This window comes from Streptococcus sp. ZY171113 (genome assembly GCF_057748235.1).
Map to the genome: position 1 here is coordinate 1,825,606 of NZ_CM173243.1, position 25,290 is coordinate 1,850,895.

Annotated in this window: 20 protein-coding genes, 1 tRNA gene and 1 pseudogene; 4 read left to right on the forward strand and 18 right to left on the reverse strand. The window is 48.9% G+C overall.

What is annotated here, in order from left to right; genetic code table 11:
- Positions 1 to 225: 225 nt before the first annotated feature.
- From AC3ARB_RS08675 to AC3ARB_RS08725, 11 genes are all read right to left on the reverse strand, one after another.
- Positions 226 to 966 carry an ABC transporter ATP-binding protein gene (locus AC3ARB_RS08675; RefSeq protein WP_488320173.1) on the reverse strand — a complete coding sequence of 247 codons (741 nt, stop codon included), beginning with the start codon at positions 964 to 966 and terminating at the stop codon, positions 226 to 228.
- The gene (locus tag AC3ARB_RS08680) at positions 966 to 1,961 is read right to left on the reverse strand and encodes an ABC transporter substrate-binding protein (protein WP_488320174.1); all 996 of its coding nucleotides are present in this window, start codon (positions 1,959 to 1,961) and stop codon (positions 966 to 968) included. The genes AC3ARB_RS08675 and AC3ARB_RS08680 overlap by 1 nt, the downstream gene beginning before the upstream one ends.
- Positions 1,958 to 2,731, reverse strand: coding sequence for an ABC transporter permease (locus tag AC3ARB_RS08685; protein ID WP_488320175.1), 774 nt, complete (start codon positions 2,729 to 2,731; stop codon positions 1,958 to 1,960). The genes AC3ARB_RS08680 and AC3ARB_RS08685 overlap by 4 nt, the downstream gene beginning before the upstream one ends.
- Positions 2,691 to 2,981 carry a thiamine-binding protein gene (locus AC3ARB_RS08690; protein WP_488320176.1) on the reverse strand — a complete coding sequence of 97 codons (291 nt, stop codon included), beginning with the start codon at positions 2,979 to 2,981 and terminating at the stop codon, positions 2,691 to 2,693. Before AC3ARB_RS08690 ends, AC3ARB_RS08685 begins: the two co-directional genes overlap by 41 nt.
- A gap of 387 nt (positions 2,982 to 3,368) precedes the next feature.
- Positions 3,369 to 4,853, reverse strand: coding sequence for a DUF1846 domain-containing protein (locus AC3ARB_RS08695; protein WP_488320177.1), 1,485 nt, complete (start codon positions 4,851 to 4,853; stop codon positions 3,369 to 3,371).
- Between the two features lie 148 nt (positions 4,854 to 5,001).
- Positions 5,002 to 5,757, reverse strand: a complete 756-nt coding sequence (gene recO, locus AC3ARB_RS08700) for a DNA repair protein RecO (protein ID WP_488320178.1) — start codon at positions 5,755 to 5,757, stop codon at positions 5,002 to 5,004.
- Positions 5,747 to 6,922: a pyridoxal phosphate-dependent aminotransferase gene (locus AC3ARB_RS08705; protein ID WP_488320179.1), complete on the reverse strand. Its 1,176-nt coding sequence runs from the start codon at positions 6,920 to 6,922 to the stop codon at positions 5,747 to 5,749. Before AC3ARB_RS08705 ends, recO begins: the two co-directional genes overlap by 11 nt.
- Before the next feature lie 105 nt (positions 6,923 to 7,027).
- Positions 7,028 to 7,471 (reverse strand): transcription antitermination factor NusB, encoded by a 444-nt coding sequence (gene nusB / locus AC3ARB_RS08710; protein WP_488320180.1) that lies wholly within the window; start codon positions 7,469 to 7,471, stop codon positions 7,028 to 7,030.
- Positions 7,464 to 7,853 carry an Asp23/Gls24 family envelope stress response protein gene (locus AC3ARB_RS08715; protein WP_488320181.1) on the reverse strand — a complete coding sequence of 130 codons (390 nt, stop codon included), beginning with the start codon at positions 7,851 to 7,853 and terminating at the stop codon, positions 7,464 to 7,466. The genes nusB and AC3ARB_RS08715 overlap by 8 nt, the downstream gene beginning before the upstream one ends.
- 58 nt (positions 7,854 to 7,911) lie before the next feature.
- Positions 7,912 to 8,472, reverse strand: coding sequence for an elongation factor P (gene efp, locus AC3ARB_RS08720; protein WP_488320182.1), 561 nt, complete (start codon positions 8,470 to 8,472; stop codon positions 7,912 to 7,914).
- Positions 8,473 to 8,606: 134 nt separating this feature from the next.
- A tRNA-Cys gene (locus AC3ARB_RS08725) sits at positions 8,607 to 8,677 on the reverse strand.
- A 192-nt stretch (positions 8,678 to 8,869) separates the two neighbouring features.
- On the opposite strand from AC3ARB_RS08725, the gene AC3ARB_RS08730 reads away from it, so the two are divergent.
- The 4 genes and pseudogenes from AC3ARB_RS08730 (at position 8,870) to AC3ARB_RS08745 (ending at position 19,070) form a co-directional block, all read left to right on the forward strand.
- Complete coding sequence (locus tag AC3ARB_RS08730) at positions 8,870 to 15,247, forward strand: G5 domain-containing protein (RefSeq protein WP_488320183.1); 6,378 nt, start codon at positions 8,870 to 8,872, stop codon at positions 15,245 to 15,247.
- Between the two features lie 272 nt (positions 15,248 to 15,519).
- Positions 15,520 to 16,392, forward strand: coding sequence for an Hsp33 family molecular chaperone HslO (gene hslO / locus AC3ARB_RS08735; protein WP_488320184.1), 873 nt, complete (start codon positions 15,520 to 15,522; stop codon positions 16,390 to 16,392).
- Positions 16,379 to 17,368 (forward strand): tRNA dihydrouridine synthase DusB, encoded by a 990-nt coding sequence (dusB, locus tag AC3ARB_RS08740; RefSeq protein WP_488320185.1) that lies wholly within the window; start codon positions 16,379 to 16,381, stop codon positions 17,366 to 17,368. The genes hslO and dusB overlap by 14 nt, the downstream gene beginning before the upstream one ends.
- Before the next feature lie 93 nt (positions 17,369 to 17,461).
- Positions 17,462 to 19,070, forward strand: a pseudogene (locus AC3ARB_RS08745) (IS3 family transposase).
- A 124-nt stretch (positions 19,071 to 19,194) separates the two neighbouring features.
- On the opposite strand, the gene AC3ARB_RS08750 reads toward AC3ARB_RS08745, so the two are convergent.
- From AC3ARB_RS08750 to AC3ARB_RS08780, 7 genes are read right to left on the reverse strand one after another with little or no spacing between them, the layout of a single operon-like run.
- Positions 19,195 to 19,746, reverse strand: a complete 552-nt coding sequence (locus tag AC3ARB_RS08750) for a hypothetical protein (protein ID WP_488320186.1) — start codon at positions 19,744 to 19,746, stop codon at positions 19,195 to 19,197.
- A 25-nt stretch (positions 19,747 to 19,771) separates the two neighbouring features.
- A complete protein-coding gene (locus AC3ARB_RS08755; protein WP_488320187.1) occupies positions 19,772 to 19,936 on the reverse strand; it encodes a hypothetical protein in 165 nt (54 codons plus the stop codon).
- Positions 19,937 to 19,954: 18 nt separating this feature from the next.
- Entirely contained in the window at positions 19,955 to 20,182 is a 228-nt protein-coding gene (locus AC3ARB_RS08760; protein WP_488320188.1) for a hypothetical protein, read from the reverse strand.
- Positions 20,183 to 20,198: 16 nt separating this feature from the next.
- The gene (locus AC3ARB_RS08765; RefSeq protein WP_488320189.1) at positions 20,199 to 20,471 is read right to left on the reverse strand and encodes a hypothetical protein; all 273 of its coding nucleotides are present in this window, start codon (positions 20,469 to 20,471) and stop codon (positions 20,199 to 20,201) included.
- A 3-nt stretch (positions 20,472 to 20,474) separates the two neighbouring features.
- On the reverse strand, positions 20,475 to 22,031 hold the full coding sequence (locus tag AC3ARB_RS08770; RefSeq protein WP_488320190.1) for a type IV secretory system conjugative DNA transfer family protein: 1,557 nt from the start codon (positions 22,029 to 22,031) through the stop codon (positions 20,475 to 20,477).
- Positions 21,991 to 24,081 (reverse strand): GAP1-M domain-containing protein, encoded by a 2,091-nt coding sequence (locus tag AC3ARB_RS08775; RefSeq protein ID WP_488320191.1) that lies wholly within the window; start codon positions 24,079 to 24,081, stop codon positions 21,991 to 21,993. The genes AC3ARB_RS08770 and AC3ARB_RS08775 overlap by 41 nt, the downstream gene beginning before the upstream one ends.
- On the reverse strand, positions 24,081 to 25,277 hold the full coding sequence (locus tag AC3ARB_RS08780; protein WP_488320192.1) for a hypothetical protein: 1,197 nt from the start codon (positions 25,275 to 25,277) through the stop codon (positions 24,081 to 24,083). Before AC3ARB_RS08780 ends, AC3ARB_RS08775 begins: the two co-directional genes overlap by 1 nt.
- Positions 25,278 to 25,290 lie beyond the last annotated feature (13 nt).

Here is a 25,290-nt window from a genome sequence, read left to right on the forward strand (position 1 = left end):
AGATAGACCTGTATTTATCAAGTGATTTTTCATGAAAAAGACCCCTTCTCAATCGAGAAAGGGGAGCTAGTGGCAAACTTCTGGACTTGGCTGGCTGGTTTTAACGAATAGCAGAGCGTTTTAGTTAGTTGGGTCTGAATAAGAGGCATGAGTTGGATTTTCAGCTCAGCTATTTCCCCAAAAAACTGGAAAATCAGCCCCTCCACCTCCGCAGGCGACAGGGGCTTATCCACAAGCCAATGGGTTCAAACCTAAACTTTCTAAAATGCTAGCCTTGTAAGCCGCCTGCTGGTCTGGGGTCAGCTGGCCATTTGTTCGCTCAATGACCACTTGAGCCACCAGCTGGCCAGGGCGGTGTTTGAGGATGTAAATCCGATCACTCAGCAAAATCGCCTCATCGATGTCGTGGGTAATAAGCAAAGTGGACAGACCTAGCTCCTTCTGCACCTCCAAATACCAGCTGTGGAGCTCAGCCTTGGTCAGGGCATCTAGGGCCGAAAAGGCTTCGTCCAGCAAGAAAAGCTTGTGCTTGAAGAGGTAGGTGCGAAGTAACGCCACCCGCTGCCGCATGCCCCCGCTCAATTCCTGTGGGTAGCGGTCAGCGTAATCCTGCAAGCCAAACCGCTCCAAGAGTTGTCTGGCTTCATCATAAGCTTCTGCCTTTTTGATGCCTTTGATAATGAGAGGCAGAGCCACATTTTTCAGGACTGTCTTGTGTTCCAGGAGCAGGTCTTTTTGGAGCATGTAGCTGACCTTGCCGACAAAGTCGGTGCTGCCAAAAATCTCAATCTCCCCAGCCTGCAAGGGCTCAATCCCCGCTACAATGTTAAAAAGAGTGGACTTACCGACGCCGCTGGTACCGATCAGGGCGACCATTTCGCCATCGCCGACGGTCAAGTTGATGTCTGCTAAAACCTGTTGATTCCCATAAGCGTGGGACAGGTGTCTAATCTCTAAACTCGCCATTAGTCCAGATACTCATTGCTGAAACCTTGGTCAGCTTCCAGAGGCTTTTCGGTCAGCTTGTTGTCGTTGATCCAGCTGTAAAAGGCATTCCAGCGGGCAGGGTCGATGACACCCCACTTGCTCTTGTCAGTGGCGTATTGACCAGCCAGGTACTCTTGGGAAGCGATGATGAAATCTTCCTGACCTTGCAATTCTGGCACGTGTTTGATAAGGATGTTGGCCGCTTCTTCTGGCTTGTCCATGGCGTATTGGTAGCCTTTTTTGATGGCTGACAGGATTTTCTTGGCTTCCCCTGGGTTTTCCTTGAGGTAGTCGTTATTAGCGATGATAACTGGGGTGTAGTAATCCAGCTCAGCCGCATAGTCCTTGAGGTAGAAAAAGTTGGATTTAACTCCCTGGCTCTCTGCCAAGACGCCGTCCCAAGCATAGAAAATCCAAGCCATGTCAAAAACGCCATTTTCCATAGCCGTGATAGAGTTGCTGTCGGTGTTTGGCACCAGCTCGACTGACTTAAAGTCGCCACCCTGTTTCTCCAGGAGGGTCTCCATCATAGCCAACTCAATAGGATCATTCCAGGTCCCGTAGGTCTTACCCGCCATGTCTTTGGGTTCTTTAACACCTGCTTTTTCGGTCGAAATCACACCAGAGGTGTTGTGCTCGATGATGGCCGCCACCGCCGTGATTGGGGCACCTTTAGACAACTTGTTGGCCATGCTGTCTTGAAAGTAGATGCCTAGCGGCGCCTTGCCGTTGATGATGAGGTCGGACGAGCTGTCTTCTGGTGGCAGCTTGATGTCCAGGTCGATGCCTACTTCGGCGAAATAGCCCAGCTCCTTAGCCACATAAAGGCCTGTGTGGTTGGTGTTGGGGGTCCAATCGAGAATAAAATCAACGGTTTTGAGGTCAGAAGCCCCTTCTTTTTTAGCCTGACCAGAGCAGGCTACTAAGAACAGTGCTGCAAACAAGGCCACAAATCCAGTTACAATTTTTTTCATTTCTTTTCTCCTAGGTATTTCCATTTAATCACATAGCGTTCGCTCCACTTGACCAGCCGCATGGAAGCCAGGCTGACCAGAGAAGTCACAATAATAATGGCAAACATGGTGTCGTACTGAAAGAGCTTCTTGGTCCGAATCATGTAGACCCCCAGACCTTCAAAACCACCCAGCCATTCGGACACCACGGCTGCGATAAAGGCATAGGACACGCTGACCCGCAGACCAGCGTAAAAATAGCTAAGGCTGCTGGGAATTTTCACATGCCAGAGAATCTGCCACCTGCTGGCCTTCATGAGCCGCAAGAGCTGAATGGTGTCAGGGTCAGCATGACGAAACCCATCCAGGATAGAGATCACGATGGGAAAGGTGGTCGTCAGGACAATCAAGACCACCTTAGGTGCCATGCCGTAGCCCAACCAGAGCACCAAAATCGGGGCAATGGCAATGGTCGGTACCGTCTGGGTGATGACCAAGAGGGGGTAGATGGCCTTGTTGAGTAGGGGAAAAGCGTCCATAACCAAGGCCAATAGACAGGCAATGAGGACCCCATAGCCCAGCCCCACCACCGCCTCCAAGAGGGTTACCCCTGTGTGAAAGAGGAGGTGCTCCCAGTTCTTGATGGCTGCGCCAGCGATTTCCCAAGGCGTGGGTAAGATGAACTTGGGCAAGAGCCCCAGATGTCCGGCCAACTGCCAGACCAAAAGCAAGCCCAGGATGGTCAGGAGGCTAATGTGCCGTCCCAGTATGTTTGGCCACTTTTTCGTCAATGGTCAGAATCCTCCCGTAGTTAATCTTGACGTTGGCGAAGATGTTGTCACAATCCCTGCCCGCCAGCTCGATGGCACCCTTGAGGGTCGCCATGAGGTCATCATAATCCCCCTCCATGACCGTCTCAAAGGGCGTCACCACCAGATCAGGATGGCGACTTTTCAGATAAGCAATGACTGCATCAATGATGGGCAGTCGCTCTCCCTGACCCAAGGGCAAAATTTGCAGGGCAATACTCGCATTTGGCAAACAAAAAACCTCCTAAAGCATAGCATCAGGAGGTTTGTACGCAAAAAAATCCAAGAGTGACGTCCCTACGCTGGCATTACCCAGATCAGGTGCGGTCGCAACTAGCAGTTGCCTCTCAGACTGTCCCACAGCCTCCCGTAAGTCCAGTATAACACAAGCTGAGAGGGGTTTCAAGAGGTTGCACCTGTTTTTTTGGATAATCTTAAGCCAGCTAGAACCAAGAACCTTTATTCACATCTCAGCATTCACCTGACTGGCTAGTTTTGGCTCACTCTTTGTCACATTTTTTGGTCATACGGCCAGTATTTCTGCAAAAATGTTTCTCAATTGCACCAAAACTAGCCTAGTCAATCAAATACTTCGATTGTGAATACAGGTTCTAAGATTTTAATGGCGATATAATTTTTTACGAGAATAGTTGGGGTCAACGGTCACGTTGATGCCCAGTTTACGAAGGACAGCCTTGTCTTCCTCTGGGAGAAAGACGGTAGAGTGCACCTCGCTCCCCTTGAGCTTGCCCAGTTGCTCCATGGCCAGCTTGGCTTCTGGCTTGGTCATGGCTGTGATGGCCAGGGCAATCAGGAGTTCATTAGAGTGAAGCCGAGGGTTGCGGTTGGCCAGGTGATTGATTTTGAGGTCCTGAATGGGGGTCACATACTCGGGCTCAATCAGGTGCGTCTCCTTTTCAATACCTGCCAGGGCCTTGATGGCGTTGACGATAACGGCTGCCGACGGCCCGAAGAGGTCGGAGGTCTTGCCAGTCACAGTTCGGCCATCTGGCAGTTCCAGAGCCAGGGCAGCATCGCCTGTCAGCTCTGCCTTTTCCCTAGCTACCAAGGTCACCTGACGATCTGCTGGGGTGATGCCCAGGTCGTTCATGAGGAACTCAATCTTTTTAACCGCTGACTCAGGCACCCGCTCAGCCTTGTAGTCCACCAGAGTCTGGTAGTAGCGGCGGATGATTTCTTGTTTAGAGGCTTCTTTGGCAGCGACGTCGTCGCTAATGGCAAAGCCGACCATGTTGACCCCCATATCGGTCGGAGAGGCGTAAGGAGACTGGCCCAGGATCCGTTCCAGCATCCGCTTAACAACTGGGAAAATCTCCACATCACGGTTGTAGTTGACCGTGGTTTTGCCGTAGGTTTCCAGGTGGAAAGGATCAATCAAGTTAACATCGTCCAAGTCAGCCGTGGCCGCTTCGTAGGCCAGGTTTACAGGATGGTGGAGGGCCAGGTTCCAGACAGGGAAGGTCTCAAACTTGGCGTAACCAGACTTAACCCCATTGACCTGGTCATGGTAGAGCTGGGACAAGCAGGTGGCCAGCTTGCCTGAACCTGGTCCAGGAGCCGTCACGACCACGAGGTTACGGCTGGTTTCAATGTAGTCGTTCTTGCCCATGCCCTCTGGGGAAATGATGTGGTCAATGTCCGTTGGGTAACCCTTGATGGGGTAGTGGAGGTAGGAAGCAATCCCGTGCTTGGTCAGGCTATGACGGAAGGCATCCGCTGCGGCCTGGCCAGTATACTGGGTGATGACCACCGAACCCACGTAGAGGTCCAAGTCGTTAAAGGTGTCAATCAGGCGGAAGACTTCCTGGTCGTAGGAAATGCCCAAGTCACCCCGAGCCTTGGAATGCTCAATATTGTTGGCATTGATGGCAATCACAATCTCCACCTGGTCCTTCAACTCTTGCAGCAAACGCATTTTATTGTTGGGCTCGTAGCCTGGGAGCACACGGGCAGCGTGGAAGTCTTCCAACATCTTGCCCCCAAATTCCAAATAAAGTTTGCCCTCGAACTGACTAATCCGCTCCAAAATATGGTCACGTTGCAGGTTCAAGTACTGTTCTGAATCAAACGCTATGCGTGTCATTTGGTCACTACCTCCTTAATTAAAAAAGCTATTTTAACACGGTAAAAAGCCCTTGTCAAGCAAAAACTTGACCTAATTGATGAATAATCGTTTCCTATGTTTTTCTGAAAGTTTTCAAAAAAAGAAAAAGAGACCTATGGCTCTCTTTCTAGGATAAAACATCTCCCCAAGTCCCCAAATCATCAATAAACTTCTTGCTTTTGAGGCGGATGCCCACATAATCCTCGTAAATCTGGTCGATAAAGAGGCGGAGCTTGGCCTTCATCTCTGGGCTGAGGGAGATGGTTTTGAGCTCGGCCATGGACAGGTTCTGGAAACGGCTGAGCAGGTAGGGAACGTTGGGGTCCAAGTGAGGCCGTTTGTCATCTTCATGGTAATGATTGGGGCAGAGCAAGCCCGAATACTTGAAGGAAAAATCAAAGGCCTGACCCACTCTGTGGCAGAAAACACAGTCATGAAAATTGAGCTGAACCCCGAACCGCTCCAAAATCTGGATTTCAAAGATATTGGTCAGGACCTCATGATCCAAGCCCTCCTCCATCAACTCCAGGGTCTTGCAGAGGAAGGCAAAGAGCTGGGCATCGTGGACATTGTCCACAATTGCTGCATCAGCCAGGGCCACCAGATAGGTGGCATAGGCCAGAAGAAAGATGTCCCCGTTGATTTTCTTAAAAGTCTGGACATGACCATAATCCTCGATGTAGGAGAGGCCCGTCTCATTGATTTTGAGGACAAAATCAGCCATCGTCAAAGGCTGAATGACCGAGCTGACCTTGGAGCTGCTGGCGTGGCGAACAAAAAACATCCGTTTGCCCAGCTGCTCGGTGAAAATCTTGACCAACTTGTCATCCTCACGGTAGTTGCGGTTGTAGAGGACCAGGCCTCGGCTTTCCCTAAGCTCCATACTGGCTCATAAAGACCGCCAAGCGTTCCATGGCCGTCTGGATGGTCTCCATAGAGGCCGCATAGGAAATCCGCAGGTAGCCCTCGCCGTATTGACCGAAGGCCACACCAGGAATCAGGGCAACTGCCTGCTCGGCCGCAAATTTTTGTAGGAAGGCAAAGGAATCCTGACCCTCCGCTACTGGAATCTTAGCAAAGATGTAGAAGGCCCCGTTGGGACGGATAATCTCAAAGCCCATGGCCGTCATCTTGTCGATGATGTAGTCCCGCCGTTTGATGTACTCAGCCTTCATGGGCAGGGCATCGTTTTTACCAACGGTCAGGGCGGCAATGGCAGCATGCTGGGCGGCGGTGTTGGCAGCCGTCACCAGGTATTGGTGGCTCTTAATCAGCTGGGCGGTGATGTAGGCTGGGGCAAAGATGAAGCCCAGCCGCCAGCCGGTCATGGCATGGGACTTGGAGAGGCCGTTGATGACGATGGTCTGCTCAGGCAGGAACTCACCGATGGAGACGTGCGGCTCCTCAGTATAGGTCAGCTCCGAGTAAACTTCGTCACTCACGACAAAAACCTCGTACTTACCCAGCACGGCGGCCAAGGTCGCCATTTCCTCACGGGAGTAGGTCACGCCCGTCGGGTTGGTCGGGTAGTTGAGGATGACCGCCTTGAGCTTGTCCCCCTGCTCCAGGATAGCTGCCTCCAGCATCTCTGGGGTCAGGACAAAACCGTTGGCTCGGGTGTCAATCTCCACGATGTCTGCCCCCACCAGATTGACGATAGGCTGGTAGCCAGGGTAGGCCGGTGCTGGCAAAAGCACGGTGTCGCCTGGCTCCAGGATTGCCGTCAGGGTCGCTGACAAAGCCTCAGTCGCCCCGATGGTCACTAGGATTTCTTTTTCAGGGTCATAGCTGAGCTGGTACTTTTCACGGACAAAATCAGCCGCTGCCTGCCGCAGCTCTGGCAGGCCAGCCATGCCTGTGTAGTAGCTCTTGTTGGCGTCGATAGCGGCTTTTGCCGCCTCCTTAACGTGGTCAGGCGTGGTAAAATCAGGCTCTCCCAGGGTCAGGCGGACAATGCCTGGAATGCTTGAGATGGACTGGTCAAACTGGCGAATGAGGGAGACCTCAATCCGGTCTAAATTCTTGTTAAAACGATTGGCTAAAGACATGATTTCTCCTTAATTCACATGACAGAACGATGGTAACAAAAAGGTGGAACCAGCAGCCAACTGGCCTCGCTAGTCCCACTCAAGGGTTGGTTGGGCTGCTGATTTTTAGTCAGCAACTGGTTCATCGGCCACAAACTGCCGCAAGAGGCCATTGACAAACTTGCTGGAGGTAGGGTCCGAGTATTTTTTTGCAATTTCGATGATTTCGTTGAGGGCAACCCGGTCTGGAGTTTCCTCAAAGTAACTGATTTCGTAAAGACCCAATCGCAAGAGGGTCTTATCCACCAGGGTCAAGCGGTCCAAATTCCACTTGGCCTTGAGCTTGCTATCAATGGCTACATCCAAATCGGCCTTACTGGACACTACGCCTTGGACCAGACTCAAAAGGAAAACAGGTAGTTCAACCTCTTCTCCCTCAGCCAAATCCTTGTCATAGGTGTAGGCAAAGTGGGTCGCTGGTAAAAATTCGCCACCGAATTCCAAACTGAGCAGGGCTTGAAAAGCCCGCTCCCGCAGGTCACGTCTTGAATCCTTAAACACCTTAGTCATCCAGGAAATCCTCATCAAAGAGTGATTTGAGGTCTGGTTTTGGTGTCTTGTCTGGAACGATACCAGCCACATGAACATTAACCGCTGAGACAAGCAGCTCAGCCATGTCAAAGATGGCTGACTTAACCGCCTTTTGGATGGCGATGGCAACGGCAGGCACATTGACCCCGTACTGAAGGTAGACATAGAGGTCGACCACCAGGCTCTCGTCCTCTTGGGTGGTCAGGTAAACCCCACGGCCCAAGTTGGCCTTGCTAAAGCTGTCGGCCACTTTTTTGTTGTGAAGGGAGTGAACCCCGTCAACCTTTGTGGCAGCAATGCCAGTAATAACTTCTAGTACACGAGGAGCGATTTCAATCTCTCCCAAAGCGATGTGTGACATATCTTATCCTTTCTCTCTAACCAAGGCAGGCTAGGCTGCTCAGCTATTTCCCTAAGGCTTAGGCACGAGAAACGTAAGTGCCTTCTGCGGTGTTAATGATCAGTTTTTGACCAATCTCAATGAAGTCTGGCACGTTAACCACCAAGCCAGTTTCCAAAGTCGCTGGCTTACCAGAACCTGTTACAGTTGCACCCTTAATAGATGGCTGGGTGTCCACAACGGTCAGCTCAACAGTTGTCGGCACAGTCACACCAATCACCTCAGTACCGAAGAACTGGATTTTCACTTCAGCATTTTCAAGGATGTACTTGAGTTCCTCAGCCACGTTGGCGACTGGAATCTCGTACTGGTCGTAGGTTTCCAGGTTCATAAAGAAGGCCACGTCGTCCATTTGATAGAGGTACTGGGCAGGCACAGTCTCAATGATGGCTTGCTCGAACTTCTCGTCAGGACGGTAGGTGGTGTCGAAGGTTGACCCAGAACGCACGTCACGCAGTTTCATCCGCATGATGGTGTTACCCTTACCTGGCTTGTGGTGGCTGGCTTCAAGAACCTTAATCAACTTGCCGTCAGCAGCGACAAAAGTAATACCAGCGCGGAGTTTGCTTGCTTCAATCATGTTTTTCACCTCAAAAAATTCATATTATCACTTTATTCTACCATAAACTTGCCTTTTGCTCAAATGTTTATTTTGGAAAATAGCTGAGCGACAAAAAAAGTTCCCTCTTTTCGAGAGGGAACAGGGAGGTATTCAGGCGGTAACCGGATTTGAACCGGTGATCAAGCTTTTGCAGAGCCGTGCCTTACCACTTGGCTATACCGCCATAACACTATTCATTTTATCCCAAAACCGATAACTTGTCAAGACAAAATTTCAAGAGAAGACAAAAACTGAAAATCAACAAAAAAAAACAGAATTAAACAAAATAGCTTGCAAACGCTTAAAAAAGGAGTTATAATAAATTTATCATAGAAAACGATTGCATTTTCAATCACCAAAGAAAAGGAGACGACTAATGGCAAAAGACCTCTTCACCAAGAAGAACCAGTTCAGCATTCGCAAGCTGACCGTTGGTGTCTGCTCGGTCATCATCGGCATGAGTTTTGTCAACAACCAAGACGCTGCCGCTAATGAAGTGACAGCTGACAGCTCCACGACTGGCCTGACCTCGGCCAACACGCTGGACAGCGACACACCAGCTGAAGAACCACAAACACCAGCAGAGGAACTGAACAGCGAGGTGGTCACAGAGACAGCTGTTGCCGAGCCTGGTAGCCAACTTCAGGCTAGTCCTGCTGTAACCACTCGGGCAGCGACGGACGAGGCCCCACAACTCACCAAGGTCCCTGTCGCTGATGGCCGTTTGGAATTGGAAAACGACAAGATTGCCCGCCATTTTGAGATTGAAGACGGCAAACTTCGAACCGTCAGCATTGAGAACAAACTGGCCGAGGGTGGCGATGAGTTAACCTTTGAAACTGGTTCCAAGGAATTCATCATCCAATTTAAGGAAACAAATCCTGAGAACCGCCCTAGCCCACCTGGTTACACCCCTATCTCAACGGACAAGGCCAGCTGGACCCTGACCACCAACTCAGCGGCCAACGCTGGGGCCCGTGAAGGGGCCGTCACCCTGGCTCAGGATAACAATCTAGGAACCATCTGGCACAGCAACTACAACAACGGAACGGGCACCCCAAACCTTCTCCCAGCCCATGTGGACATCACCTTCCCAACTGCTCGTGATGTTCAGACCTTTGTCTATGTGCCTCGTCAAGACGGGGCACAGAACGGCTTGGTCAAGGACTACAAGATTTACGGCAAGGCGGATGGCCAGGCGGATTTTACTGAAATCAAGGCCGGTACCATCACCGAAAACCCAGGCAGCATCCAGTACATTGATTTGGGGAGCCGCCTGACCAATATCAAGGCCCTGCGGTTCGAGGCCCTGACCGCCCAGAACGGTCGCCCCTTTGCTGCAGCAGCTGAATTTGACGTGTCAGACCAGTCAGCCAGCCAACTCCGAGCGGCTGAGGAAGGTCGCCAAGCTAACTACCTCAAGCAGTTAGAAGACCACCTGTCCAGCTACCAAATCAGCCTAGACAAGCTCCGCCTGGCCCAAGATGGCATTGAGCGAGCCAAGACCAGCGACGGTGAGACCCTGACCTTCACCTTCCAACCTTATACCTATAAGACTGTCCCAGTCACCGTCAAGTATGTGGTTGATTTGGCCAAGGACAGCAAGTTCAGCCAGAGCCACCTCCTGATTTCCGTTCCAGAAGCTGACCGTGACCGCTTAACCATTGACACCATCGACCTGCAATCCTTCAAGATTAAGGCTAGTGATCAGGTTCACGACTTCTCCAACCAGCCTGCCATCGCTGAAATGGCTGGGTTCAACGGTTTCTATGCTGGTCTCGGTCAACCGGTTTACATCAACAGCTTCTACACTGGCTCTGAATTCCCGCTCAGCCTCAACACAGTTGAAGCCGCTAACCATCAGATGGTTTCTCGCTACTATTCTGGTAAGACCCTGGCCCAGCTGGGGGTTGACGAAGAGGGCCATACCCGCACCTGGAACACTGTTATCGGTGTCGCCCGCTCTAACGACTACCAGGTTATCCAGCAGGACTTCTACGACTACATTTCACGAATTGGCCAAGACACCTACTTCCGTAAGCAATACAACTCTTGGTTCGACCACATGCTCAACATCACCGCTGAGAACATCCAATCCAGCTTCAACGAAATTGAGCGTGGTTTTGTTAACGGTGGGGTGGCCCCACTTGATTCCTACGTGGTCGATGACGGCTGGCAGGACATGACCACCCTCTGGGACTTCAACCAAAAATTCCCTAATAAACTCTACGATTCCAGCAAACAGGTCAAACGGTTCGGCTCTGACTTCGGTCTCTGGGTCGGCCCTCAGGGGGGTTACTCTCAACCAGGCTTCCTGGCTGATAATTTGGTTCGTCAGGGCTTGGCTTCCAAGCACGCTGGCGTGGTTTACATCGGTGACAAGCGTTACGTGGAAGGCATGGACAAGCTCTTTGCCAACTACGAGAAAGAATTTGACATCAACTACTGGAAACTGGACGGTCTCCTGCTCAATCCTCGTTCCGATACGGATCCTAACGGCAACTTCATCGGTGGCGGCCACCGCAACATGTACGCCATGACTGAGGCTCATGAGCGTTGGATTGGCCTTTACGAGACCATCCGCCGCGAGGCCAAGGAACCCGATAAGATGTGGATTAACCTGACCTCTTACATTCCACCATCACCGTGGTTCCTGCAATGGGTCAACTCCATCTGGATGCAAAATGCGGCTGATGTGGACTACCAAGACCATGTTAAGAAGGCCCAATACGCCCACCTGGACTTCGGTAACGATGCCAACGAGGCCATCACCTATCGGGACGACCGCTACGAAGAATTGGTCAACCTCCGCAAGTGGCAGTTGCCATTTGCCAATATCTACAACCACGACCCCGTTTATGGGAACACCGCCAACTCTGGCAAAAAACTGGAGCCAAACGCCTCTGGCCAACGGCCGAAAATCGACTTCTCTGCCGAAGACCTGAGAACCTACCTCTTCATGTTGGGCACCCGTGGCACAGGCTTCTGGGAATTCTATTACAGCTACAACATGATGGACGATGAGAAATGGCAGGTCAACGGTGAGGTGGTCAACTGGATTGAAGCCAACTACGACACCCTCAAACACGCCAAGTTCCACGGTGGTAAGCCTGGTCACGGGGAGGTTTACGGCTACTCCGCCTGGGATGAAGAAACTGGTATCCTGTCCATCCGTAACCCTGTCAACAGCGAGCAGGACTACACCATCACTCTGGACCGCCTGGTCGGTGTCCGTGAAGGCACCAGTGGCATGCACCGCACCACCGTCCACGGGGATAAACGCCATGATTCGACCGCCACAACCAAGTACGGCGACAGCCTGACCATCCGCCTCAAACCTTACGAGACCGTGGTCTTCCAGTACAGCAAGGTTGCTGATACTAAGGCTCCTGAGCTTTTGGTGGCAAAAGCTACCGCTGCTAACACCATTAGCCTAGAGTTTGATGAGCGGATTGTCCCAACAGGAGCCAACTTTGCTGTCGCAGGTAATACGGTTACCCAGGTCACCTACAACAAGGACCTGAGAACTGCTGTCTTGACCCTGGAAACACCCCTACAAGACCGCCAAATGGCCGAGGTAACCTATACTAATGTAGCTGACAACGCCCCACAAGCAAACAAGGCTTCTGGCACCGTTGCTGTGACAGCCTACGACCAAGGCATTATCGAAGACATCACTAGTGTTGACCCAACAACACCGCTAGCTTATTCAGGTGTTGAAGGACGAGGCACCTTCTCCGTGACCGTCAAGGCAACTCTTGATAAGCTCAACCAAACCCTGGCCGAGCAAGATGGCCAATGGAAACTGGCTGTTGATGAGACTGGTCGGATTGTCTTTGACGTTAAGGGCTTGCAAGTCACCTCTGCGCCATTTGACACCCTCAAGACAGCAGACCGTGGAGTGGCTGATAAACTGATTGCCCCAGGTCAGGAAGTGGTCATCACCGCTGTCCGTGAGAAAAACGGTGGTCTCAAACTCTATGTCGATGGCCAACTTCACAACACAGCCCACGACAAAACCAAGGTCAACGAAAACCTGGAACTGTCCGAGCTCCGACTAGCCAGTCCTAATTTTGCTGGCCGAATCAGCCGCTTTATCCTAGAAGACAAGGCCAGGGACTTCCAGTCCTCTCCTGAACTCTTTGAAGCAGTAGCCCCTCGAACCCGTGAGGTGGCTGCTAAGTTAGACAAGCCAACAGCGACCAGCTTTGACCCTAATGACGGCGGTGAACGACCTGCCAGCTCGGCTATTGACCAAAACCCAAGCACCTACTGGGCCAGCAACCCAGCCAAGGACAACACGGTCGAGCCTCAGCGATTGACCATCGCTCTGGCCGAGAGTCAAGAGGTCGGTCGGGTGATTTACACCCCTCGTCAGATTGCCAATGCGGTCGGCAATGTCAAACGGGCCTACCTTGAGTACAGTCCCGATGGTCAGACCTGGAACCGTGTCGCCTTTACAAACGGCAATGCTGACCAAACCATCACCATGGTTGAGGGAGTCGCCTCAACGCCGATGGACTTTACACCAGTGACGGCCAAATACTTCCGTCTGACTGCTCTGGAAACCCACCACTGGAATGCCGATAAGGTCAACAAGGTGGTTGCGGTCGCTGAATTGACCCCTGTGGTGACCCTGACACCAGACCAAGAGGTGCCATTAACCTATGCCTACCTGAGAGAGACCCTCTACCAGGCAGCCGCCATTACCCCAGAGGACTACGAAACAGACAGTTTAACCCGTCTGGGCACAGCTGTCCAAGACGCCTTGACCGCCTACTCAACAGCGACAAATCAAGACAGCCTCGACCAGGCCAATACTGCCCTCAAGGCAGCGATTGCTGGATTGACCAAAAAGGCAGGTGACGAAGGTAGCACCGAAAACAACAACGGCGATAACAACAGCACTGATACAGGCACAGGCCAAACACCGCCAACGGCTGAAAAACGCCCGCGTAAGGAAACAGTGACCCTGCCATTTGATACTGTCAGAGTTGCTGATTCAAGTCTTCTGGCTGGGACTGAAGTGATTGAGCAACAAGGTGTCAACGGTAGTGTGGTTAAGGTTTACGAGGACACCTATGTCAATGGTGCACTTACTGAAACAGGGGCTACACCGATTCGTGAAGAAAATCGTGTTGAACCAAAAACTCATCGGGTGCGTTACGGAACAGGGGCAAAACCTCCGACAACGCAAACGGTGACCACCCGCCAAGATCGTGTGACTGAGACCTTGCTGTTTGACACCGAGACCTACACTGATCCGAGCTTACCAGCAGGTAAACAAGAAGTGGTTAGTCAGGGTGAAAATGGCAGCATGGTGAAGGTTTACGAAGTGACCCTGACGGATGGAAAAGAGACTGGTCGTCGCTTGATTGACATTACCGATATTGTGCCACCAAAAGCTAAGGTGGTTCGTGTCGGAACTGGCACGACAACAGGAACAACTCAGGCTCAACCAACTCGTCGTGAAGTGGTTGAATCCATCGCCTTCCAAACTGAGCGTCTGACAGACGCTAACCTTGAACTTGGCCAGGAGATTGTCGCTCGTGAGGGTGTGCCAGGCCGTGTGACCAAGGTTTACGAGACAGTAGCGGGTTCATCAACTGAACGGTTGGTTGAGGAAAAAGATCGTGTTGCCCCTGTTAACAAGATTGTTCTAGTCGGCACCCGTCCAGCAGGTCCAAAAACTACCACAGGCCGTCGTGAGGTCTCAGAAGTTATTCCGTTTGAAACCGAACGCCTCCAAGATGACACCCTGGATTTAGGCAAGGAAGTCCTTGTTCAAGCAGGTGTCAATGGTCAGGTCATCAAGGTCTATGAGGACACCTTTACCGAGGGCAACAAGACAGCTGAACGTTTGGTTGAAGTGAAAAGTTTGGTGCAACCTGTTCGTCAGGTGGTTCGTGTCGGCACTCGCCCTGTCACTACCACGACAACAGACCGTCATGAGGTGCCAGAGACCATCGCCTTTGACACTGAGTACCTGGACGATGCTAGCCTGCCTCTGGGCCAAGAAGTTGTGGCCCAGGTCGGTGCCAATGGTCGCCTCATCAAGGTCTATGAGGATACCTTTACCAACGGTGTCAAAACAGGCGAACGCCTGGTTGACGTGAAGACCGTTAGCCTGCCAGTCACTCAGATTGTCCTTAGAGGCACCAAGGTTGTCCAACCTGAGGAGAAAGAAGAGCTGGTTACTAAGCATGGTGAGGGTGTGACGGCTGACGAGAAACCAGCCTTCCCAGTCGACCAAGTGCCAGTCACTCAGAAAGGAGACAGCCTAACGGCTGAGGAGAAACCAAGCTTCCCAATCGACCAAGTGCCAGACGCTAAACTCCTTCCTGAAACTGAAGAGGAAAAACCAGCCTTCCCACTTGATCGGGTTCCAGCTAATGAGACTGGACCAGAAACGCCTCTTACTCAACATGGTGAGGGCGTAAGGACTGACAAGTTGCCAGCAAATGCGATTGGATTAGAAAGGCCAGTCACTCAGAAAGGTGACAGCGTGACAGCTGAGGAGAAACCAGCCTTCCCAGTCGACCAGGTGCCAGCTAACACACCAGCTCCAGTGGCTATCCAGCCACTTGCCCAAGCACCTGTGGCTAGTCCAGCACCAGCAACAAGTGCAGACAGCAACAAACCAAGCCTGCCAGCAACAGGTGATGCTGATTCAGCCTTGATGGCCATCGGTGCAGCCAGCCTCTTGGCGACACTTGGATTGGCTGGTCGCTATCACAAAAAGGATAGCTTTTAACTTATCCTGACAATTATCCACCCCTTTCTCAGTCATGGTCCCCCAACCGTTAGACACCACATCTAACGATTGCCAACGGACTGTCTGAGAAAGGGGTGTTTTTTAGTCAGGAATTTCCCACAAGATAAGGAAAAGCACTCCGTTCCCGAATCATTAGACAAATCAAGAGCTTTCAATCATTGGAAAGAAACTTCCCCCTAATCCTCAATCTTACCTTTCGCTTCTAATCCCCCACTTCCCTCTTTTCCTCCACTTATGCTATAATAGAGGCTATGGATAAACTGATTAAAACAATAGCAAGTTCTGGCTCCTTCCGAGCCTACGTGGTGGATGCCACCCAAACCGTGAAAACTGCCCAAACAGCCCATGACACCATGGCCTCGTCAACCGTGGCCCTGGGTCGAGCCCTGATTGCCAACCTCATGCTGGCTGCCAACCAAAAAGGGGACAGCAAGGTCACCCTCAAAATCATCGGCGATAGCTCCTTTGGCCACATCATCTCCGTGGCTGACACCAATGGCCAGGTCAAGGGCTATATTCAAGACCCTGACGTGGATTTCAAGCGGACATCGACGGGCGAGGTTCTGGTCGGGCCTCTCATGGGTAACGGCCACTTCATCGTCATCACCGACTACGGTACCGGCAACCCTTATACCTCAACAACGCCCCTGATTACGGGCGAGATTGGTGAGGACTTTGCCTACTACCTGACCGAGAGCGAGCAGACCCCATCTGCGGTTGGCCTCAACGTCCTCTTGGACGAGAAGGATCAGGTCAAAGTGGCTGGTGGCTTCATGCTCCAGGTCCTGCCGGGTGCCTCTGAGGCAGAGATTGCCCGCTTCGAGAAACGCCTCCAAACCATGCCTGCCATCTCAGAGCTCCTAGCCTCAGAAGACCACATCGACGCTCTGCTATCCGCCATTTATGGCGACGATGCCTTCAAACGCCTGAGCGAGGACCCCATCTCCTTCACCTGCGACTGCTCTCGCGAGCGGTTTGAGGGGGCCCTCGTGACCCTTCCGGCTAGCGACCTTAGGGAAATGGCCGAGCAGGATAAGGGGGCAGAGATTACCTGCCAGTTCTGCCAGCAAACCTATACCTTCTCAGACACTGACCTAGAAAGAATGATTGATGACCAAGCTTAATTCCTCCTTTATGATTGGGGATGTTGAAATTCCCCACCGTACTGTCCTAGCCCCCATGGCGGGGGTGACCAACTCAGCCTTCCGCACCATCGCCAAAGAATTCGGTGCAGGTCTGGTGGTCATGGAAATGGTGTCCGACAAGGGCATCCTCTACAACAATGAGAAGACCCTCCACATGCTCCACATCGACGACAACGAGCACCCCATGTCTATCCAGGTCTTTGGTAGCGACGGCGACAGTCTGGCACGGGCCGCCGAGTTCCTGCAAAAAAACACCAAGGCGGACATGCTGGACATCAACATGGGCTGCCCTGTCAACAAAATCGTTAAAAACGAGGCAGGTGCCATGTGGCTCAAGGACCCTGAAAAGATTTACTCGGTCATCAGCACCGTGAAAAAAGCCATGGACATCCCCCTGACGGTTAAGATGCGTACTGGCTGGGCTGACCCGTCTCTGGCGGTTGAGAATGCCCTGGCGGCCGAATCGGCTGGTGTCTCAGCCCTTGCCATGCACGGCCGGACCCGTGAGCAGATGTACACTGGGACCTGCGACCACGAGACCCTGGCCAAGGTGGCCAAGGCCATCACCAAGATTCCTTTCATTGGTAACGGTGATGTCCGCACCGTGGAGGAAGCCAAGTTTATGATTGACCAGGTCGGTACCGATGCCGTCATGATTGGCCGTGGGGCACTTAACAACCCCTACCTCTTCACCCAGATTAACCACTACTTTGAAACAGGCGAGACCCTGCCTGACCTGCCTTTCGAGAAAAAACTGGGCATCGCTTTTGAGCACCTCAAACGCCTGGTGGCCCTCAAGGGCGAAAACGTGGCCGTCCGAGAATTCCGTGGCCTGGCCCCTTACTACCTCAAAGGCACCTCTGGTGCCGCCAAAATCCGCGGTGCCGTTGCCAAGGCTGAAACCCTGGCCCAAGTCGAAGACCTCTTCAAACAAATCCCAGGATTTGAGGCTTAACAAACAACCCCAAAAGACCGATTTGATATACTCCCCCTATAGTGGACAGTGAAAAAACAAAAATTCACTAGAAACTATAGAGGGAGTTTTCATATGTCCAAAAGCAGTCCGAAATCCGTAGAGGAAAAATTAGAAGTTGTTAATCTCTATTTGACTCATCACCAATCAATAAGTAGTGTGGTCAAACAGTTTGGTATCATTAATACTACCCTGCGAGAATGGGTTCACAGGTATGAACAAGATGGTATAGATGGACTTAAGGAAAGTCGTCATTGGAAGACTTGTAGCCTTGAGTTAAAGGAACAAGCTGTTCAAGATTATCTAGAAGGCAGGGGGAGTCAACGTCAGATTGTGCAAAACTATCACATCTCGGATTCAAGTGTTCTCAGAAGGTGGATAAAACGTTATACTAGTGGTAAACCATTAACAGCTACTAGTAAAGGACTGAGTCGCATGAAACAAGGCCGTAAAACCACTTTTGAAGAACGTGTTGAGATTGTCAACTTCACGATTGCTCATGATAAGAATTATCAGGCAGCGATTGAGAAATATGATGTCTCCTACCAACAAGTCTATTCTTGGATTCGCAAGTTTGAGAAGGATGGGAGTCAAGGCTTGTTAGACCGTCGCGGTAAAGGTCTTGAAAGCAAGCCAAATCTCACGCCAGAGGAAGAATTAAAACTAAAAATCAAACAGCTGGAAGAATGTAATCGGTACCTTGAAATGGAGAACGGCTTGCTTCGCAGTAGCTTATAGCCAATCGTCGCGTCGCTTAAGCTCCTAACTCTTGGATAAGCCTTGCGGGGCTATTCGTAAGCGATTAAAATCGCAACGACTAGCGCCAAAAGTTGGAAGAAATCAGACGTCGAAACCGACGGTGAGGCTTGGTCGCCACTTGGAAACCTTTCAAGCCATCAAGGACTACGCTGATGAACACGAGGGCTGTTGCATCAGCTCCCTTTGTCGGCTCTTAAGCGTATCCCGTTCAGGCTACTACAAGTGGCTCAAGCACGAAGAGACCGCTTCAGAAACAACCAATCAATCCCTGATGGCAACCATTAAGGAGCTTCACGCTAAGTATAAGGGGATTTTAGGCTACTGTCGGATGACACGGTTCGTCAATCGTCAGCTAGTAACCAACTAAATCCGTCGTTTGATGCGCATCCTCGGGATGTCATCAGTTATCCGCAGGTCTCGTGCTTACCGCACTAAGAGCAGTTTTGTGAACGTTGAGGCTAATTTGCTCAATCGAGAGTTCACAGCTGATGCACCGAATCAGAAGTGGTGTACCGATGTGACTTTCTTGCACTATGGTTTAGGTTCTAAGGCTTATTTGAGCGCCATCAAGGACCTCTATGACGGCTCAATTGTCGCCTACCATATTAGCCGGCACAACGACAATCCCCTTGTGATGGAGAACCTGCGAAAGGCGATGGCGGCTAATCCAGGTGCCAGACCGCTGCTCCATAGTGACCGCGGTTCTCAATATACCTCCAGAGAATACCGTATGGTGACCAACCAACTTTAGCTGACCAGATCCATGTCACGGGTTGGTAAGTGCATTGACAATGCGCCAATTGAGAGTTTCTTTGGGTACTTTAAGACCGAGTGCTATGACTTGAAGACTTACAAGACCTTCGAGGAATTAGTCGAAGACATCGATGCCTACATCTATTTTTACAATCATGAACGGTTTCAATAGAGCAACAACGGCCTTGCCCCTCTTGAAATGAGGAACAAGGCCGTGGCTTAAAGCTTTTATTATTTCATTGTCCACTTGACAGGGAGCAGTTCAATTTTTGGTTTGTCATCTTCTATAAACTAGCTTACTCTTCGGTCTCTTGTTCTGACGCTTGGTCAGATTGTTGCTTCTGGGCATGAAAAACATAATTGTCCACAATAGCGACTTTATTCTTATTGAACCAAACATATCTCGCCAATTCTTTAGCCGCTAATTCCTCACTAGGAATTTTTGACTTTAAAAATTGATACTCTCCTGTCTCCACCCAGTTTTCGCCTGCATAGGTTTCTAAGTAAGTCTTGGTAAAGTCATTATCTGAAAACTGACTATAATCAGCGATAGCCTTAGGAGACAAAATCTTCTGAAAATCAGAAACCACTTGTTTTTCAACTGTGATATTATCCTTACTCGGAATTGTTCCAACAAAATAGTCTGACAAACTCTGCATGCTCCAATTTTCACCAGACTTAGACAAAATCTTGATGTCCTTAAAATCATATGCCAAAGCATCGAACTTCTTATTATTCTGGTCATTCACAAAATAGAAAGCTAGGCCAGATATAACAAGTAGCCCGATCAAAACAACATAAAACAACCTCTTACTAATTTGAATGTGTGTTCCTTGTGTACTAAACATATCCCTTGTTTCCTCCTTCATCTCATCAATAATTGTCAAATGAACGCCGGATATAGTCTAAATCTTTTGACTGTTCCTTGACCCGACCATCAACAATTAATTGATACTCTATACCTCCTAAAAAGCCACTCGACTCAACGAGTTCAACATAGTCTCCTCTAACAACTTTAGAATCAATCCGATAAGCCATCACAGTTCTCCTTTATAATTATCTTTTTTTATGCGTTTGTGTTATTTTCTTTGCTAAGCCGATGGTTGCCTGACCTAGCTTACTTTTTTGCTGTTTAGTCAAGGTAGGACGATTTGTCGACTGACTAAGTTTAATCGCTGTTTGTCCGAGTTTTTGTTTCGTCGGCCTAGCCAATGTTGGTTGTTGTTTCGGCTGGTAGTTAAAGGCCTGCTCTGTCCTGTTAGAATAGTTCCCGTAACGCTCCATAATCTGCCTCCCTCACTTATCTTTTTTGTTTTTGATAGACACGCACCGCCTCCTTGCCCATCTCTTTATTCGAGCTCTCCTGCCTCAAACCTTGTGCATCCGCCAACAACCCAAACTTGCTATCGAGAGCCTGTTGGTGGGCTTCTTCCATAGAAGTTATACAAGTTTGTGTTTTTGAATCAAGAATCACTTTCTTTCCCAAAGGCTGCGAATTCATGTTCAAAGCAGCTAAGGTAAGCTCCGTCCCAAAAACAAGTTTTTCTTTCGTGCTCATTTCTTTGAAACTCATAAACTACCTCGTAAAATCAAGCAATATCGGTGAGGATGACAACCTCGCATTATAGAATAAACCGACATAATCTCCAAATCCTAGCGGGTAATGCATAATATCACTAGGTGATAAAATAGGCACTTCGGACAACTGACGGCTGAGGCTATTCTGGGCACGACTTCCAATACTTTTAGAATAATTCTGAACCGTTTTCTGGCCAATTTCCTTGGATAGAAACTCTGCGGATAGGCGATCCACATGTTGAAGTAAAATCTTGGACTCACAGTTAGCCGTGTAATTCCCTCGACGTTGCTCATCACCGAGTTGCGAAATGGCTTGTATGGCCATCATAATCCCAACACCGTAAGATCTAATCTGGGCTAATGACTTATCTAGACTAATTCTAGGAGCGATAAAAGCGGCTTCATCAATCATCCACGAGGTCTTCACACTAGGAGCATGAGACAACCCTGAGCAAATACGATCCTTCATCATCCCGATAAACAAGGCACTCAACTGCCAGGCTTTTTCCCCTTGATAAATCGGAGAGTGTAAAATCAAGAGACCCGGTTCGTGCAAGATATCGTTAATGGTAAAATCACTTTTTCTCGTCACCGATGCCGTATCACGTTCTGCAAAGACAGATAATACAGAAGCCAAACCGCTCAGGTACAAGGAACTATCAATGTCCAATAAATCCTTCAAATCAGCTTTGATGGAAAAATCAGGCTCTATTTGGATTAGTTGGGCCAACTTGACCTGATTATTGGTCAACAAGTCATATAGTTGAGCAAAGTTAGCACGCGAATCTTGTTTCTTAATCAACATAATTAGCCCTTTTAACCAGCGTTTATCTCGTCTGATAAAATGAGTGTTCTCAGCCCCTTGACTATCATCTGAACCGAGCAAAGCGTCTGTGATACTTCTGATGGTTTGACTATCTTGCCAACTACTGAGCTCGTCCAGAGGATTCCAACAATGAGAATGAGCAGCTTGGAAAGGGTTCCAAACTTTGACGGTGAATTTATGCCTGATTTGCTGCTGTTCTTTTGCTGATTTAATCAAAGCCAACATATCACCCTTAACATCATTAACAACGACACGAAAATCATTGCTCAACAACGAGAGAATGGCTGGCACAATAACACCATAGGTCTTACCACTGCCTGATGGTGCAACCAATAATTGATGGCGATAAATGATGTCACCAGCAATAGAAAATGGGCAATCTTCCTCCTGTTTTCTCGGATGAATCATCCGACCGAGCTGAAATTCACCACTCGCTAGTGCAGACTTATCCGACGCTGTTAACTGGTTAGGGAGCAAGAGTTCCCGATAGTCCCTCACCCCTGCACCATCATAGCCGATATGCTCGCCCGCCAAGGCGTAACCAAACTTTTTCGCCTCCCGTGAGGTTCGTGCCCGATGATCCTCAATGGTTTCAGTCACACGATGACTCAACTGATTACCAAGTTTGGCACTACCAATGATGGCCTTACCCGATAATTTTAACAGTTCTAATCCTAATCCCATAGCCTCATCCTCTTCTCTTTGAAAATAACCTAAACCGGTTAGCATCGCTATTTTCTTGCTTGCAAGAAAGGAAATAGTTATAGAGCTGAGATGTCACATCCAACTTACCTTTTCGAATGACCTTGTCCAAATAATCAAACTGCCGCTTCAGTTGCTTGTCTTGAATGATATCTTGAAGGAGTGCATCAAAACATCTGCCCTGTTCTAGATTAAACTGCAAGACCTCTAACAAAAATTCCGACTGCCCTTTTTGATACAATTTCTGGCTAATCTGCTGCCACAAGCTTGTATCAACCATGTCAACAACCTTCAGCTGATCGAAACAATGATAGAGATAGGATAGCTGTTGAGCCGTTTCAATATCTGCTAAGACTAATGTAACCATGCTATCGATAAACGATTTGAGACTCTCACGTTTTGACTGGGCAACCGTTCGGTCAATTACACTGAGACAAGCCAGCTTTTCCTCTATTGAAGACGCAGTCAAGACATCTTTTTCAAGCTTTAACAGCTGCAACTCAACAGGTACACCATAAGGTCGGCTCCACTGAAAGAATAAATCAATTTGCTCACCTGTTAAGGTCTTAAATAGGTAGTCAACACGATGAATTAAGAGCTCACTAATCAATTTCGGAGTCCAATGCGTTGTGATACCGAGAGTAATAACCTCAAAAATCTGCCTGTTAGCCGTCAACAAACTCGGTAAGGTCGCCAACTGTTTCACAGGAGACAAGTCTGCGATGAGGGAAACAAACTCGTCAAATTGTTTAGACAAACCAGTCTCAATGTATTGACCAAGCACCTGCTCCTCATCACAGCTATTCAAGATAACTATTTTGTCTTGTTTGGAATAGCTTAAAAAGGCCTGAGTGAGAGCATTATATAATTCAGTTTTGACCGCAAGATTTTCAGCTATATTGATCAATGACACCACCGCAGTCGTGTAAGCCAAGGCGTCTGTCTGATGCTTTTGTTTGAGATAATGAAGCACATTTTTCCGATAAGGGCTATCGAGCACCCTGTTCAACATAGGACTTGATAGTACTTTCTCAAAAAAGGCGACTTTTGTTTCACTTTTCCCGTAACTTGACACCACGGCCACAGCAGAGTCAAAAAAGTCCATGTCATGCTGCCCATCAAAATAACGGTAACAATCTAATACCTTATCAATAGCAGACAAGAGGTCTGCTGACTGCAAATACTGCTGAATAAAGTGATTGAGACGCTCAATGTTATTGGAAGAAGCCAGAAACTGCTCTACTGCCCAGTTAATATAGCGAGGCATCGAGATCACCTCCTGACCAAACGTCCCACTCGCCAGATCACAGTTGATAGAATATACTGCTCGTTCCTTGCGATAGTCCGTCCCCTCGGAAACAACACCGACCAAATCAAACTGTTGACCGTTCAACACTTCACTATTAGGCTTGTACTCATAGGTTGAAAAAGTAATGGTTTTCGCAAGGGTTTGTGGCAGCAGATAGGTAACTGCGGCAATCCATAACGGAATGTATTCAAACTGATCCGCTATACAAATGATACGCCCTTTCTCTTTAGCTTTTTCACCAAGCAACAAGCCTAATAATTGAGTGATGTAGACCTTTCGATTGCCCTCAGATAAGAACGCCCTAATCCGTTCGATAGTCAAATAACCAGAAGACAGATAACTGATACTTGGAAGAAAAGGCGGGACTTGCACACTATTGACCTCTTCTTTGGACATTGTTTCCCTAAAATCAGAGCTACCATAAAAAGAAATGGGATAATCTGTCACCTCGTCCAAAATGACCAAATGGCTCAGGAAATTCCCGGGGCGCTGACGTGCCTCTAAATATTCCTTGCCTAAATAGGTTTTAGAATAGAAGTGAGGTTTTCCATCATAAAAATAGGAAAAAGTGTTCGGCACACTAATATCTGTCTCGCTACTATCAACAATTTGGGAAACATCTATAGTCTTTGGCCATTTAAACTGAGAGAAATAGGTTGTCCCTCTTAGTTTACCTTGTGGAAAAAACTCATCGTAACTGTAAACACAGTGGCCATTGCCTCCTTTTAGCCCCCTTTTAGCCACGGTATAAATCAACTGATGGCCCATCACTGCCCTCCTAACCATTTTTTCAATTTCGATAGAGCACCCTTGTGCCTATCTTGCATCAACCAAATCAAAGGCAGTTCAACAAGAAATGGTTCAATTTCCTCGTCAATTTCAAAATCCAATCCCCTAGAAGCAACGGCAAAATACTTGACATCACTGTAATTAGTTTTCAACTGGGCTAAGAAAGCCCCCTCGCCCATATCATCCAAAAAGCGTTCAATGGTTTGACTGACCTGCTCAATGCGTTCCTGATGCTGGTCTTTTGTCCAACCTAGTTTTTTAAACTTCTCATCTAAAACCGTTGGAAAAACATCCAAAACCGTGTCTATCTTGGTTAGAACAACAGCCACAGGAACATTTATTTTAGCCCGTAAGGAAATATTTCTCGTACTTCTAATCAGACGCGTCACATTTGAGACGATAGAAACAATATCCTGCTCTTGGGCTGTTGTAAATTCCTCTATCTTATCATCAGAGACCTTCATCCGAATACTCGGCAGCTGCAACACATCTACCAGCAAAAGAATTCCTTTGGCGTTTTTTAAGTATTGGTGACTAGCCAAGGTATCACTGCTATAATCATCAAAACGCTCACCAGCTGCGTCATAAATGGAATAGACCTCATCCGCCTTAACACCATCTCTGATTTTAAAAATAATACTGGTCTGCTCATCACTAGCTGTACCAGGCAATTGTCCGTAGCGACTCAATTCCATGATACGGTCCTTGCGGTTCTTACGTTCTTCTGTATCTTCCACAAAGGTGACGCTCTTACCCTCAAAGTACTTATGACCATACCGCTGAATATCATCTGTCATAAGAGTAAAGAGTTCTGTTTTCCCTACACCTTTACTTCCTGCCACCACAAAGGTATTGTAGGAACCATAGAAAATTTCTTCTGGAATTTCAGTGATATCGCCCTTATCAAAACAATGACGGCAGACTGCGATTAAAGGGCTATCATCCACACTATAGTGACCACTATGAAAAATTAAATTCTCACTAACCGTTCGGTCAAATTTTATCGTGTGATTAAAACACTCTCTTGACGGCAACTCAATCAATGGCCACTCCATTCCCGATTGATAGGTTAGCGGTTTGAATACCTTATCCACTGATGGCGAATAATAGGAAACATCAATAATCCTATTATCGCGATAACATTTATAACATGTAAATTGGACTTGTTTACCCAATCTTCTACTCCTT